The following is a 13,708-nucleotide window of genomic DNA, read 5'->3' on the forward strand; positions in this document are numbered from 1 at the left end:
AACAATTAAAAGATGAAAAACATCCAAACATTGTATACGGTGTTGGAACTGTACAAGAAGAGGTAGGTCTTCGCGGAGCGAAAACATCTGCACATTATATTCAACCTGATATCGCATTTGCAGTAGATGTTGGAATCGCTGGTGATACACCAGGAGTAAGCGAAAAAGAAGCGCAAGGAAAAATGGGTGATGGCCCGCAAATTATTTTATATGATGCATCTATCGTTGGACATAAAGGTCTTCGTGACTTCGTTGTTAACGTAGCAGATGAATTAAATATTCCGTATCAATACGATGCACTTCCTGGCGGCGGAACAGATGCAGGAGCAATTCATATTTCCGTGGACGGTATTCCAGCGATGGCAATTACAATTGCAACTCGCTATATTCATTCTCATGCGGCAATGTTGCATCGTGACGACTATGAAAACACAGTGAAGTTAATTGGAGAAGTTGTGAAACGTCTTGATAATGAGGCTGTACATAACATTACATTTGATTAATAGAAAAAAGAGCGAGAGGATATGCCTTTCGCTCTTTTTTATTTAAGTGGCTCCTCTAATCCAGCTGCTGTATAGGGACCTAAAATGATTAAACGAGCTAGCTGTAAGGCCATATAATGAGGTGTATATGGCATATTTTGTTTAAGCCATGAAATGATCATTCCTAAATGTGCACCTGATACATAACTAATGAGGATATCACGTGGTACAACTAATTTATCATCATTAGGTTGTGAAACCGAAAGGCTAAGAAGTAAGTTCGTTTGAATTGCTTTCATCATTCGAGAGGAAAACTTCGGAATTCCATTTTCCCCAAGCATCACTTGATAAAAGAAAGCATTCTCAGCAATATGACTAAACAAAGATAGAAAGACAGGATGAGGAGTATCAAGGGTAAGTTTAAACTCACTCTTATCTAATTTTTTCGGCTTGAGAATGTCTGATAATGTTGTTAACTTTTCTTCAATGCTTTTGTCTAGTAGATCATATTTGTCATAATAATGACTATAAAAGGTTGCACGGTTAACAGTTGCCTTTTCAGCAATATCCTGAACGGTAATGCTATTGAAACTTTTTTCATGTATTAAAGATATAAGGGCATCACGTATTGCTTGTCTCGTTCGTTTTACGCGTGGATCGTTTGAGTTTTTAATAGACATTTTCGTTCTCCTTGCTGAATTTTATTCACTTAACCAACATATGTTTAGTAAAGTGTTGGTTAAACAACATACATAATCAAATTGTCGGTTGTAGATTCAAAATAATTATTTATAATTATAAACGATATTCCTTTAGAAAACAGCACCACTTGCATGCAGACGAAAAACTGTTTTGTCATGCAAAAGGTGTGATTTTTTTGGTTAATTGTTAATATAATTAACAATTAAAGAGTATAAACAAAAAGGGGTATTAATAGTTTAGAAAAAAATTATATGCGATATAAGGAGAGGAAAGCAATGAATCAGTTTCGAAGAATGATAATTATCAATATTATCACATTGATTGTATTAGTTGGCGGCGGAATTGGCGGTTATTACTACTACAATCAATCTCAAAATTATTTAAAAACGGATAATGCAAAAATCGATGGGAAAATAATTCCAATCGCATCACCAGTAGCAGGGAAGTTAACTGAATGGAAAGCTGAAGCAGGTAAGAATTACAATGAAAACGATAAATTAGGTACTGTTTCTACAGTAGGACCAAATGGTGAGCAAACGGTGGATGTAACAATTCCGAAAAGTGCAACAGTTGTTCAATCAAATGCAACAACAAATGCTTTTGTTGGAGCAGGTAGTCCAATTGCGTATGCATATGATATGAATGATTTATGGGTAACAGCAAATATTGAAGAAACAGATATTGATAGTGTACACAAAAGTCAAGAAGTAGACGTGTATGTAGATGCATATCCTGATACAACGTTAACAGGCAAAGTAGAACAAGTTGGTTTAACAACAGCAAACACGTTCTCTATGCTACCATCAAGCAATGCAACAGCAAACTATACAAAAGTAACACAAGTTGTACCAGTTAAAGTTTCTTTAGATCATAGCAAATCAGTAAATATTGTTCCTGGAATGAATGTGACAGTTCGTATTCATAAGTAAGGGGGGAAGATAAAATGTCCTCAGGTTTAATTGTAGGATATGCATTATTTTGTATTATCGTCTTCTTCCTTGTAAATCGTCTTTTAAGAAAGAAAAAAACGAACGTGGGAGAAGAACAAGTCCCAGCCGTAAGTAAGATAGAAGCAAAGCAACCAAGGCAAGAAGCTTCAAATGTCGTGGAATTAGAAACACCAAAAAAAGAAGTAGCAGAACAAGAAATACCGAAAATTACAAAAGAAGAACAAAAAAAAGAATCAAAAAAGCAATTGCCAGTAGAAAATGTAAATGTAAAGGCAGTTGTAGCAGTATTAATTCTCGGTATGTTCGTGTCGATTTTAAACCAAACAGTCATTAATGTTGCTTTGCCGGCATTAATGAATGAATTTAACGTATCTACTTCAACGGCACAATGGTTAACAACAGGATTTATGCTTGTAAATGGCATTTTAGTGCCAATTAGTGCGTTTTTAGTTTCTCGGTTTACGTATCGTAAACTATTTGTAGCAGCGATGTTGTTCTTCACAGTAGGTTCTATTATTTGTGCTGTATCTGGAAGCTTCACGATGATGATGACAGGACGAGTGACTCAAGCAGTTGGTGCAGGGATTCTAATGCCAGTTGGTATGAATATTTTCATGACTTTATTCCCGCCTCATAAGCGCGGAGCCGCGATGGGGTTACTTGGGGTAGCAATGATTTTAGCGCCAGCTATTGGACCAACTATAACAGGTTGGGTTATTCAAAATTACAATTGGAACTTAATTTTCTATGCGATGTTTTTCATTGGTTTATTTGTCACATTGCTATCTGTAAAATTCTTTACACTTGCTCAGCCAGTTTCTAACACAAATTTAGATATATTTGGCGTTATTAGTTCAAGTATTGGGCTTGGTAGCTTACTGTATGGATTTAGTGAAGCGGGAAATAAGGGCTGGAGCAGTGCAGAAGTTGTGATTTCACTTATTATTGGTGTAATTGGTATAGCGTTATTTATTTGGAGAGAGATGACGACGGATAATAAGATGCTTGATTTACAAGTATTTAAATATCCAACGTTTACTTTCACATTATTAATTAACGCAATTGTAACGATGGCACTCTTTGGAGGTATGTTATTACTTCCTGTCTATCTGCAAAATATTCGCGGCTTTACGCCAATTGAATCTGGTTTGTTGCTTCTTCCAGGATCATTAATTATGGGGATCATGGGACCAATTGCAGGTAAGCTATTTGATAAACATGGTATTCGTCCATTAGCGATATTTGGATTAGCTATTACGACATTTGCAACATATGAATTTACTAAGTTAACAATGGATACACCATATAGCGTCATTATGACGGATTATATTATACGTTCATTTGGTATGGCATTCATTATGATGCCAATTATGACAGCGGGTATGAACGCATTGCCGATGAAATTAATTTCTCACGGTACAGCAACGCAAAATACATCAAGACAAGTAGCAGGTTCAATTGGTACAGCGATCTTAATTACAATTATGACGCAGCAAACAACAGCACACGTAGCAGATTACGGAAATATGCTAACAAAAACAAACCCAATTTTAGTTGATAAAGTACATGGAATGGGGCAAAACTTAGCAGCGATTGCCGGATCAGCACAAGCTGGAGATGTGATGAGCTCGCAATTATTATTCGGACAAATTTCGAAACTGTCTGCGATTAACGGTATTAATGATGCTTTCTTAATTGCAACAATATTAGCGGGCATTGCCTGGGTATTATCATTCTTCTTACCATCAGGCAATAAGCCAAATCGAAAAGCAGAGAATTGATTTCTCTGTTTTTTTATGTTTTGATATCAAATTAGAGGTTTAATCATAGGGATTATTATTGGTTCGCTTCTCGGAAAGCTGTTAACGGGAATTATTTATTTCATAGTATTTGGCATTTGTTTTTATGAAATATTTAGAAGAAAAAAGATGAATTAAGGCTAATGCAAAATAAAAAGTCACGTATGATAAGATGGCATACATGACTTTTTTCTTATTTGAGATTCAGCTTAATGAGGATTAGACATGATTTGGTAGAAAGTTACCCCAAGGACACCAACAGAAATCATGATAATCCCCATAAGAAGGATACTCATAATTTTATTGCGTATGCCACTTATGCTAGCTAACGCGCCAGCTAAAGGAAAGATGCTCCAGTACATAGTAGTTGGGATAGGAATAAGTCGTTCCATATCAATCCCTATTCCCCAGAGAATAAAAGGTGTAGTTACAAGTGAGAAACAAACCAGTCCTGCGATAATAACAATTACTTTGCGATGCTTCACTCCTGCGGTTATTAAAAATATGCCTCCAATAATTCCCGATAATACTAGGACTGGCATGAATAAAATCCAAAGAAAGACTCCCGCATTTTCCATATAAACATATCTCCTATATTTAGTGTTTTTTTATAATAATAGTTACATTTTACACCAAATATCTTATTGTGGATATGTTTTGTGTAAAAAAATCCATTTATAGAGGTTTTCAACTAGAACATGTTCTAAAAGTTAAAACGCCATTATGCAATCATAATGGCGTTTTATTCAGTACAAGAAGGAACATGTATTAATTGTGATGTGAAGTAGGGTAGCTGGAATAATAGAATTCGTTTGTTGTTCTATATGTATATGTGTTTGCAAAGTTATACTCCTTTTTAATAATAGTTAGTTGATTTAGTGTACTCGGTATATACTCCCTACTCCCTTGTTTATGATAAAAACGCGAGCGTATTATTCATCATATGAAATAACATAGCAGGAATAATAGAGTTCGTTTTTTTATATAATACAGCCATAAACATGCCCATCATAAAAGCACTAACCATAACACCTAGAGAATATGTATGGGCAATTCCGAAGATGAAGCTTGAGCTAAGTGCGGCTATCCAAAATGGAAAACGTTGCTGGAAAAATTGAAGAATGATTCCGCGGAAAATAAGTTCTTCAAAAATAGGGACGAAAATCGCACTTCCTAAAATTAGTAGAATTTTATATTGATTTAAAGTTTCTAAGTTTAAAGCTAAATCTTGTTCTTGCGTTGCATGGGGAAATATCTTAGAAATTACAAATACATTTATAGCAATGCTAAGCGCGAAGAAAAGAAATAAGTATACATATGTACAAACTTTTTGGAGCGCTTGAAAATTGAAAACAGGTAATAATAGTTTTTTTAAGGGTTCGTATTTAAAAATAAACAATAATAAAATGAGCAGTTGTAATAAAGCACTTCCGGTTGTTCCAAGTGAGCTATAAAGGGCACTCGTTTTTTTGTTCGAAATACTTTCGCTGTAAATCATAAACGGAAGAGCTATAAATAAGCCGCTTATGATATTCGTCCCCAAAAAAGCAAATAAAACAGAACCAATAAATTTTCCCCATGATAAAGAATGTTTTTGATCGTATGTGAGTTGTACAGAATGCTGCATATATCGAATCCTTTCTATTGTTTATATATAAAATTATACATATTTGGATAAAATGTTCCAGGAGATAATGTTACATAATAGTTCGAAATTTCGCAATCAAAGTAAAAATCACCTTAGCCTTTACTAAGGTGATCTGTGTATAGTTATTGATTAACAGATTTGCTCTGCTTTTTTATTGGTAGAAATATGAGCATGGGACACTGATTGTTGAACTTGTAATTCACGATCTACCATCTCATCTAATCGCTGGATTGCTTGCAATGCTTTTTCATAAGAAATTGTTCGATAGTGATGTGCCCCGCCCGGTTCTTCATCGGCTTCATCTGCCCATTTAATAATATTTTGGAGAGGTGTTCTCTCAAGAGTTTGTTCTAGTAGAAAAGAATCAGTGTGCAGGAGAATGGCAACGGAAATTTCCTTTGCTTGTTTTGGGTGTTCTCCTAATCGAATTAGCAATTTATGAGCTCTTTCCGCTCCTTTAATCGCATGTATATCATTTTTCTTGTACAATTCATAGTCCCATTGTCCGTTTTGATACCATGTGTGGTGTCCTATATCATGAAGAAAACCAGCCTTTGTTGCCGCATCGACTGAGGCGTGATGCTTTTTGGCTAAGTGAAACGCATGGTAAGCGACGGCAATCGCGTGAACCATTCCAGCACGGTTTACATACTTTTGTGTAATATGATGTTTGAAAATTTGTTCAAGTGTAACACGGCGCATAAAGTATCCACTCCTTTTATTCATTGCTGTATATGGTAGAAAAAATAATAGCTATAAAGATATTTTGAATATTTTACTCTATCATATTGTGTTAGTAAAGAAATTTATGAAAGGTTGTTCAATTGTCTATTTCAAAGAGAGTTACTCTATCATATAAATATAGTAACTCTATAAAGAAAGGAGTTAAATGTATGGCCCTTCTAACTAACTGTACTACATGTACGCCTCCTGCGGGTTCAACACCTATTCTCACTGTAGATATTCCTGGTGGACTTGCTATTAATCTATTGGGTATTCATATTGAAGCTTGCCCAATCTGTCTTACAGTATTCACTGGTGGCGGAACATTAACTGCTGAACAGCAAGCTATTGCAAACAACCTTGTGCAAGCTGTTAATAATTTGATTCCGAATATCCCGAATGTTCAAAAGTGAATAGGTGTATAATTATTTTGAAAAACCTTCCATTTTTCTCCAGAAGGCTTTTTTGGTGAATAGCATTAGAGACGAGGCAGTATGTATTGCCCCGTCTCTAAGGAAATTCCCTATCGTTTTAACCCTTGCTCTAGCGTCGCTAACATTTCATGTTTTTCTTGTTCATCAGCAGTTTTCCAAATGACTTCGAATAACACGCCAAGGCCTGGAAGCATTTTTTCTTCTCCACTTTGAATCGCATCGACAATTGTTTCTTGTAATTGGTCTTGTGTATTTCCTGATACGTTGGCTAATACAGCACCGCGTAAATTAAAGTTCATCATGCTCACCTCTTTTTAGGAATGGAAACTGACGTTAGTTTTTGTTCTTTTTTATGTAAATATGTATGAAAAATGGGCTATAATGAGAAGACAAGAAGAGAGGGAAATACATATTATGAAAAACATTGATTCAGTACAAAATCCACGCGTAAAGCAGTGGAAGAAGCTGCAAACGAAAAAAGAGCGCGATAAAAAAGGATTATTTTTTGTAGAGGGATTCCATTTAGTAGAGGAAGCTTTAAAAGCAGGTGTTGCAACAGAGCTAATCGTCTCAGACCAGACAGACCTTCCGAAAGATTGGACGGTTGCTGAGGTAGAAATGTATATCGTGTCTGAAGCGGTTGTGAAAATGTTATGTGAAACAGAAACGACGCAAGGAGTATTTGCTGTTTGTGAGAAACATGAAAAAGAAATCGCTCTTACAAATGGGAAGTTTCTACTATTAGACGGCTTGCAAGACCCAGGGAATTTAGGGACAATTATTCGTACCGCAGATGCCGCTGGACTTGACGCTGTTATTCTTGGAGAAGGGTGCGTCGATGTATATAACAGTAAAGTATTACGTTCTACGCAAGGATCTGTATTCCATTTACCAATTGTAAAAGGAAACTTAGAAGAATGGGTAGACAAGTTAACTGAAAAGAACGTTCCTGTATACGGAACAGCTCTTGAAAACGGGGTTCCATACAGTGAAGTAGCGCCGTCAGGAAGCTTTGCATTAATTGTAGGTAACGAAGGAAACGGCGTTCGCCAAGAGCTTCTTGCGAAATGTAATCAAAACTTATACATTCCGATTTACGGAGGAGCAGAATCATTAAATGTTGCGGTTGCAGCAGGTATTTTAACGTATTATTTACAAACTCCGGTTGCGAATCGCTAAAAAACTTCTTATAATAGGTGGAAGTGAAATATTAAAAAACGATGATAGAGAAGAGTAGCTTGCAAAATCGCCATTTAGGGAGAGAATGTCATAGACTGAAAGCATTCTTATGGTAGACGGAAGTGAATTCACCTCTGGAGTTGACGCCAGGACCATTGTTATGTAAAGGCGTTCCGGTTTAACAAACCGTTATAACGAATTAAGTGGGCAGACTCGTTCTGTCAATTTAGGGTGGTACCGCGAATTTACCTCGTCCCTTTTTAGGGAGCGAGGTTTTTTTTATTTTTAAAATTAGGAGGGTTCCAAATGGAAGCACGTTTAAAAGAGCTAAAGCAAGAAGCGTTAGAGCTTATTGAAAAAGCGAAAGAGCTAAAGGGCTTAAACGATGTACGCGTTGCGTATTTAGGAAAAAAAGGCCCAATTACAGAAGTACTGCGCGGCATGGGGAAATTATCTCCAGAAGAGCGCCCGCGTATGGGAGCTTTAGTAAATGAAGTGCGCGAAGCAATTCAAACGCGTTTAGAAGAAAAAGTTAATCATTTAGAAAAAGCAGTAATTGAAGCAAAATTAGCATCTGAAACAATTGATGTAACATTACCAGGACGTCCTGTAAATACAGGTTGCCACCATCCGTTAACAGCAGTTGTAGAGCAAATTGAAGATTTATTTATCGGTATGGGATATGAAGTTGCTGAAGGCCCTGAAGTAGAAAAGGACTACTACAACTTCGAAGCGTTAAACTTACCGAAAGATCACCCAGCACGCGATATGCAAGATTCTTTCTACATTACAGAAGAAATGTTACTTCGTACACATACATCTTCTGTACAAGCGAGAACGATGGAGAAGAATACAGAAAAAGGTCCAATCAAAATTATTTGTCCTGGTAAAGTATATCGCCGCGATGATGATGATGCGACGCACTCTCACCAGTTCATGCAAATTGAAGGTCTTGTAATCGATAAAAACATTCGTATGAGTGACTTAAAAGGAACATTACAAGCATTCGCGAAGAAGATGTTCGGTGAAGATCGTGAAATTCGCCTTCGTCCAAGTTTCTTCCCATTCACAGAGCCATCTGTTGAGATGGATATTTCTTGTATGATGTGTCATGGCAAAGGTTGCGGCACTTGTAAGGGAACTGGTTGGATCGAAATTTTAGGTGCAGGTATGGTTCATCCAAACGTTCTTGAAATGGCTGGCTATGATTCAAAAGAATATCAAGGCTTCGCATTCGGTATGGGTGCAGAGCGTATTGCGATGTTAAAGTACGGCATTGATGACATTCGTCATTTCTATACAAACGATGTACGTTTCTTACAACAATTCAAACGAGCGTAAGGGAAGGAGAGAGAAAGAATGTTCGTATCATATCGTTGGTTACAAGAGTATGTAGATATTAAAGACGTAACAGCACAAGAATTAGCTGATAAAATTACGAAAAGCGGTATTGAAGTAGAAGGCGTTGAAGTATTAAATAAAGGCGTAAAAGGTGTTGTAGTTGGTCATGTATTAGAGTGTGAAAAACACCCGGAAGCTGATAAGTTAAGCAAATGTTTAATTGACATCGGCGAAGAAGAGCCAGTTCAAATCATTTGCGGTGCTCCTAACATTGCAAAAGGTTTAAAAGTACCAGTTGCAAAAGTTGGTGCTGTTCTTCCTGGTAACTTCAAAATTAAAAAAGCGAAACTACGCGGCGAAGCTTCTCACGGTATGGTTTGTTCCTTACAAGAGCTTGGCATTGATGCAAAATTAGTATCAAAAGACTATGCAGAAGGTATTTTCATTTTCTCAAGTGATGTAGAAGTTGGTGCAGATGCACTTGAAATCTTAAACTTACATGATGAAGTACTTGAACTTGGTTTAACGCCAAACCGTGCGGATTGCTTAAACATGTTAGGTGTTGCATATGAAGTAGCAGCAATTTACGGCCGTGAAGTGAAACTTCCAGCAGCAGACTTACAAGAAGTTGCAGAAAAAACTTCTGATTATATTTCTGTAAGTGTAGAAGCAACAGAACAAAATCCATTATACATTGCGAAAATGGTGAAAGACGTAAAGGTTGGTCCATCACCAATCTGGATGCAAACGCGCCTAATGGCAGCGGGCATACGTCCAATTAGCAACGTAGTTGATATTACAAACTATATTTTAATTGAATACGGTCAACCGTTACATGCATTTGACTATGATAAATTAGGTTCAAAAGAAATCGTTGTTCGTCTTGCACAGGAAGGCGAGAAAATGACAACATTAGACGATCAAGAGCGTACATTGCAAGCGCATCACCTTGTGATCACAAACGGTACAAAACCATTAGCGGTTGCCGGTGTAATGGGCGGAGCAAACTCTGAAGTAGATAACGATACAGTAAACGTATTAATTGAGTCTGCATATTTCGCAGGTCAAACAGTGCGCCGCACATCAAAAGACTTAGGTCTTCGTAGCGAATCAAGTGCTCGTTTTGAAAAAGGAATCGATCCAACACGTACATTCGAAGCGATTCAACATGCAGCAGCGTTAATGGCAAAATATGCTGGCGGCGAAGCGTTAGAAGGCGTTGTAGAAGTTGATCACTTACAAGTAGAAGAGCGCACAGTATCTGTTACAGTTGAAAAAATTAACCGTGTATTAGGTACAGAGATCTCCGCTGGTCAAGTGAATACAATTTTCACAAATTTAAAGTTTCCGTTCACAGAAGTAGAAGGAACATTCCATGTGAGTGTACCAGCACGTCGTCCTGATATTACAATTCCAGAGGATTTAGTAGAAGAGGTAGGTCGTTTATACGGATACGACCATATTCCTTCAACATTACCAACTGGTACAATTACACGTGGTAAATTAACAGCAGCGCAAACAAAGCGTCGTAAAGTACGACGTTATTTAGAAGGCGCTGGTTTATATGAAGCAATTACGTATTCATTAACTAGTGCTGAAAAAGCAAAACAATATATGGTGGAGTCAAACGAAAAAACACCTGTGAACCTTGCACTTCCAATGAGTGAAGAGCGTAGCCAGCTTCGTTTAAGTTTAGTACCACAATTATTAGAAGCGGTAACATATAACAACGCTCGTAAAGTAGATAACGTTGCGTTATACGAAGTAGGATCTGTATTCTTACCAACAGTTGAAGGCGAACTTCCAAAAGAAGAACAACATCTTGCGGGTGTAATGACAGGGCTTGCTCTTCATCATCAATGGCAAGGTGAGAAGAAGGTTGTTGACTTCTTCGTGATGAAAGGTGTATTAGAAGGATTATTTGACGTACTTGGCGTTGCGAAGAATATCACGTATGTACCAACAAAACGTGAAGGTATGCACCCAGGCCGTACGGCTGACATTGTACTCGACGGCGAAGTCATTGGGTTCATCGGTCAAATACACCCAGAAGCACAAAAACAATTAGATGTAAAAGAAACGTATGTATTCGAATTATCTCTTGCGAAAGTATTCGCAGCAGATGCAGAAGAAATATACTACACAACAATTCCGCGCTTCCCATCTATGACGCGTGATATGGCTGTTGTTGTAGCAAAAGAAGTAAAAGCAGGCGAAATGAAGCAAGTAATTGCTAAAGCAGGCGGAGAACTTCTAAAAGAAGTAACATTATTCGACTTATACGAAGGCGAAAAAATGGAAGAAGGCAAAAAATCACTTGCATTCTCTATGAATTACTTCGACCCAGAACGTACATTGACAGATGAAGAAGTAACAGAAGCACATAGCCGTGTATTAGCAGCGGTAGAAGAGAAATTTGGTGCGGAGTTACGTAAATAATAAAAAAGCAGCCTTGCGGCTGCTTTTTTTGTTGCGTTTTATAGTTGAAATTCCGCTGAAAACTTGATTATGCATACGGTGAAGGGGCGGTTGCATTTTTGGAAAAAGGAACGCCATTTACAGTGCCTGAAGCTGTAAGAGTTATATCCCCAGGTCCAAAAGCAGTGACAGTAGTGTTAAAAAACCCGTCTGCATCTGTAAAAACAATGGTTGGAGAAACATTTGCTGAACCAGATACCGTGAGAAAAACTGGGATGCCTGCAAATCCGGTACCATTGACTAATAACCGATCTGGTACAGGTGCTCTATCATCTTCACTTGGAAAACTGAATTCAAGATCTACTTCTATACTAGTAATTGTTAGTCTTTTCACACAAACTTTGATGATTTCTTTTTCTTTGAATGTAAACGCAACCCGCTGTTCATTTATAACACCAAAGTTTTGTTCTTGAGCAGAAACTTCGCTAAAAATAGCCACGCCAGTCACTTCAAAAATATCACCTTCATTTGCATCTTCGCGGTCAATGACACATTGAAATGGCATATCGTCTACAATTTGAAAATGGGGAACTAGAGTGCCGTTATCTAAAACAGCTGTATAGGTGAGAGTTGTATGAATGGCTCCGGAAATAACAAGCCTTTCCGGGAGTACCTTTTCAACATGCGCTTCAACTGTTCTCGTAAAAGTAACGGTATTTTTAAGTGCTGGGGGGACAAGTTGTGTAGTGTGTTCGACGAAAACTTGGCAACAAGTTGTTGGGTTAGCGAAGGGACAAACCATTACATATTCCTCCTTGTTTTTTAGGATATACTCTGTTCATCTATTATAAAATAGCTACTTGAACAGGGGACCACCTTCTCTAGTATAGATTATGAAATATATACGAATTTTGTATAGGAATGTATCTTAGACAAGGTTCCCATTTTATGTTTTTTCATTTAATCCATAAGGAGTTTCATGCTGAGAAATTTATAACTTGGAATTTAGAGGCTAACGTGAGCTATATATTTTAAATTTTTGACGCGGAGCACAACATGACTACTACTTACTTTCTCCTTATTTTTTAAACTTTGCATGTGGCAGGAAAAGGATCTAACCACCTCTATGCATGGCCAGATGCTCTCGCCTGCCTAAAAAAAGAGGGTTTTTATGTCAACTTTTAATTTGTATTTATAGGTTTGCTAGGTAATCATTTGTACGGAAATTTTTATAATATCTTTCTCTATTAAATTGAAAGCAAGGGTGTGCATATACAATTCAGGATTATTTGATTGTCCTAAATTAACTTCTTGGGAGAAAACCTCACTGAGTATTTTCTGTTCGGTGATGTCAAATTGGTTGTTTTCTTTAATAGCTGTAGATTCTATAAGACATTGGAAGGGAACATCATCTTGAATACTATAATTCGGGACTTCTTCGTTATGAATGACAGCTGTATAAGTAATCGTTTTACGGATAAAGCCAATGATGACAACAACTTCGGAACAAACCTTTTCAATATTAGCAAGTATTTGTTTATCTACTGTTATGGTTCCTTGTTTCGCAGGGGGAACTAACTGAATTTTATGTTCGACAATTTGTCTGCAACACATAATTTGGGGTTCGGGTGATTGTATTGGTTTTTGAATTTTAGTGTTTTTTGATAAAGCTGTTGTTTGCATCCTAGAAAGTTTTGATGAACCGATACAAGGAAAAAAGGGCGTGTTTGTATCAGATTCTTTTTTATGATAGCGATACATGTATGTTTCCTCACTTTTTTGTTGGTGTATAGTGTAGAATATGTTTTCTGAATTGTAGATGTTTGTTTTTAATAATGGATTGAAAAAAATGAGTGATTGTCATGTGGATGTGAAGTTAAGAATAGTTTTAAGTACGAAAGAGAGGTTTGTCACTCATGATCAGAGTGATAGGCCTCTTTTTTATAAAAAAGAAAAATGAATGCAACCAAATGCTAATTTTTGCTATCTAATAGAATGTAAAGAAGAGTATATTGAAATAAGTTAGCAAGGG

13 protein-coding genes, 1 pseudogene and 1 other annotated feature are annotated in these 13,708 nt (G+C 36.9%); of the genes and pseudogenes, 7 read left to right on the forward strand and 7 right to left on the reverse strand.

From position 1 onward, the window contains the following. Nucleotides 1–503: pseudogene (locus tag PLX19_RS00360) on the forward strand (peptidase M28); the annotation flags it as partial. Between the two features lie 38 nt (nucleotides 504–541). On the opposite strand, the gene PLX19_RS00365 reads toward PLX19_RS00360, so the two are convergent. Beyond that, the gene (locus PLX19_RS00365; RefSeq protein WP_272186542.1) at nucleotides 542–1,162 is read right to left on the reverse strand and encodes a TetR/AcrR family transcriptional regulator; all 621 of its coding nucleotides are present in this window, start codon (nucleotides 1,160–1,162) and stop codon (nucleotides 542–544) included. A 297-nt stretch (nucleotides 1,163–1,459) separates the two neighbouring features. On the opposite strand from PLX19_RS00365, the gene PLX19_RS00370 reads away from it, so the two are divergent. Continuing rightward, entirely contained in the window at nucleotides 1,460–2,113 is a 654-nt protein-coding gene (locus PLX19_RS00370; protein ID WP_272186543.1) for an HlyD family secretion protein, read from the forward strand. Nucleotides 2,114–2,127: 14 nt separating this feature from the next. Then, on the forward strand, nucleotides 2,128–3,915 hold the full coding sequence (locus PLX19_RS00375) for a DHA2 family efflux MFS transporter permease subunit (protein ID WP_272186544.1): 1,788 nt from the start codon (nucleotides 2,128–2,130) through the stop codon (nucleotides 3,913–3,915). A gap of 227 nt (nucleotides 3,916–4,142) precedes the next feature. Here PLX19_RS00375 and PLX19_RS00380 read toward each other — a convergent pair whose 3' ends face one another. From PLX19_RS00380 to PLX19_RS00390, 3 genes are all read right to left on the reverse strand, one after another. Next, entirely contained in the window at nucleotides 4,143–4,511 is a 369-nt protein-coding gene (locus PLX19_RS00380) for an ammonia permease (protein ID WP_272186545.1), read from the reverse strand. Between the two features lie 332 nt (nucleotides 4,512–4,843). Continuing rightward, complete coding sequence (locus tag PLX19_RS00385; RefSeq protein ID WP_272186546.1) at nucleotides 4,844–5,560, reverse strand: CPBP family intramembrane glutamic endopeptidase; 717 nt, start codon at nucleotides 5,558–5,560, stop codon at nucleotides 4,844–4,846. Nucleotides 5,561–5,710: 150 nt separating this feature from the next. Further along, entirely contained in the window at nucleotides 5,711–6,283 is a 573-nt protein-coding gene (locus PLX19_RS00390) for an HD domain-containing protein (protein WP_272186988.1), read from the reverse strand. Between the two features lie 191 nt (nucleotides 6,284–6,474). Between PLX19_RS00390 and PLX19_RS00395 the strand changes: the two genes are divergently transcribed. Beyond that, on the forward strand, nucleotides 6,475–6,717 hold the full coding sequence (locus PLX19_RS00395) for a hypothetical protein (RefSeq protein ID WP_272186547.1): 243 nt from the start codon (nucleotides 6,475–6,477) through the stop codon (nucleotides 6,715–6,717). A 110-nt stretch (nucleotides 6,718–6,827) separates the two neighbouring features. Here PLX19_RS00395 and sspI read toward each other — a convergent pair whose 3' ends face one another. Continuing rightward, on the reverse strand, nucleotides 6,828–7,037 hold the full coding sequence (gene sspI / locus PLX19_RS00400) for a small acid-soluble spore protein SspI (RefSeq protein WP_272186548.1): 210 nt from the start codon (nucleotides 7,035–7,037) through the stop codon (nucleotides 6,828–6,830). A gap of 82 nt (nucleotides 7,038–7,119) precedes the next feature. On the opposite strand from sspI, the gene PLX19_RS00405 reads away from it, so the two are divergent. The 3 genes from PLX19_RS00405 (at nucleotide 7,120) to pheT (ending at nucleotide 11,697) form a co-directional block, all read left to right on the forward strand. After that, nucleotides 7,120–7,917 carry a TrmH family RNA methyltransferase gene (locus PLX19_RS00405; protein ID WP_272186989.1) on the forward strand — a complete coding sequence of 266 codons (798 nt, stop codon included), beginning with the start codon at nucleotides 7,120–7,122 and terminating at the stop codon, nucleotides 7,915–7,917. A 32-nt stretch (nucleotides 7,918–7,949) separates the two neighbouring features. Beyond that, nucleotides 7,950–8,178 (forward strand) — a binding site (T-box leader). Between the two features lie 45 nt (nucleotides 8,179–8,223). After that, complete coding sequence (gene pheS, locus PLX19_RS00410; RefSeq protein WP_272186549.1) at nucleotides 8,224–9,258, forward strand: phenylalanine--tRNA ligase subunit alpha; 1,035 nt, start codon at nucleotides 8,224–8,226, stop codon at nucleotides 9,256–9,258. Between the two features lie 18 nt (nucleotides 9,259–9,276). Next, entirely contained in the window at nucleotides 9,277–11,697 is a 2,421-nt protein-coding gene (pheT, locus tag PLX19_RS00415; protein WP_272186550.1) for a phenylalanine--tRNA ligase subunit beta, read from the forward strand. 67 nt (nucleotides 11,698–11,764) lie between these two features. Here pheT and PLX19_RS00420 read toward each other — a convergent pair whose 3' ends face one another. Then, a complete protein-coding gene (locus PLX19_RS00420) occupies nucleotides 11,765–12,478 on the reverse strand; it encodes a hypothetical protein (RefSeq protein ID WP_272186551.1) in 714 nt (237 codons plus the stop codon). 401 nt (nucleotides 12,479–12,879) lie between these two features. Beyond that, nucleotides 12,880–13,437 (reverse strand): hypothetical protein, encoded by a 558-nt coding sequence (locus tag PLX19_RS00425; RefSeq protein ID WP_272186552.1) that lies wholly within the window; start codon nucleotides 13,435–13,437, stop codon nucleotides 12,880–12,882. Nucleotides 13,438–13,708 lie beyond the last annotated feature (271 nt).

Origin of the sequence: Bacillus sp. BP-3 (assembly GCF_028401955.1) — a bacterium.
Classification (GTDB): Bacteria; Bacillota; Bacilli; order Bacillales; family Bacillaceae_G; genus Bacillus_A.

Excerpts from the sequence above, each read along its gene's own strand:
- PLX19_RS00365 (WP_272186542.1), bottom strand. The coding sequence starts at position 1,162 with ATGTCTATTAAAAACTCAAACGATCCACGCGTAAAACGAACGAGACAA.
- PLX19_RS00370 (WP_272186543.1), top strand. The coding sequence starts at position 1,460 with ATGAATCAGTTTCGAAGAATGATAATTATCAATATTATCACATTGATT.
- PLX19_RS00375 (WP_272186544.1), top strand. The coding sequence starts at position 2,128 with ATGTCCTCAGGTTTAATTGTAGGATATGCATTATTTTGTATTATCGTC.
- PLX19_RS00380 (WP_272186545.1), bottom strand. The coding sequence starts at position 4,511 with ATGGAAAATGCGGGAGTCTTTCTTTGGATTTTATTCATGCCAGTCCTA.
- PLX19_RS00385 (WP_272186546.1), bottom strand. The coding sequence starts at position 5,560 with ATGCAGCATTCTGTACAACTCACATACGATCAAAAACATTCTTTATCA.
- PLX19_RS00390 (WP_272186988.1), bottom strand. The coding sequence starts at position 6,283 with ATGCGCCGTGTTACACTTGAACAAATTTTCAAACATCATATTACACAA.
- PLX19_RS00395 (WP_272186547.1), top strand. The coding sequence starts at position 6,475 with ATGGCCCTTCTAACTAACTGTACTACATGTACGCCTCCTGCGGGTTCA.
- sspI (WP_272186548.1), bottom strand. The coding sequence starts at position 7,037 with ATGAACTTTAATTTACGCGGTGCTGTATTAGCCAACGTATCAGGAAAT.
- PLX19_RS00405 (WP_272186989.1), top strand. The coding sequence starts at position 7,120 with ATGAGAAGACAAGAAGAGAGGGAAATACATATTATGAAAAACATTGAT.
- pheS (WP_272186549.1), top strand. The coding sequence starts at position 8,224 with ATGGAAGCACGTTTAAAAGAGCTAAAGCAAGAAGCGTTAGAGCTTATT.
- pheT (WP_272186550.1), top strand. The coding sequence starts at position 9,277 with ATGTTCGTATCATATCGTTGGTTACAAGAGTATGTAGATATTAAAGAC.
- PLX19_RS00420 (WP_272186551.1), bottom strand. The coding sequence starts at position 12,478 with ATGGTTTGTCCCTTCGCTAACCCAACAACTTGTTGCCAAGTTTTCGTC.
- PLX19_RS00425 (WP_272186552.1), bottom strand. The coding sequence starts at position 13,437 with ATGTATCGCTATCATAAAAAAGAATCTGATACAAACACGCCCTTTTTT.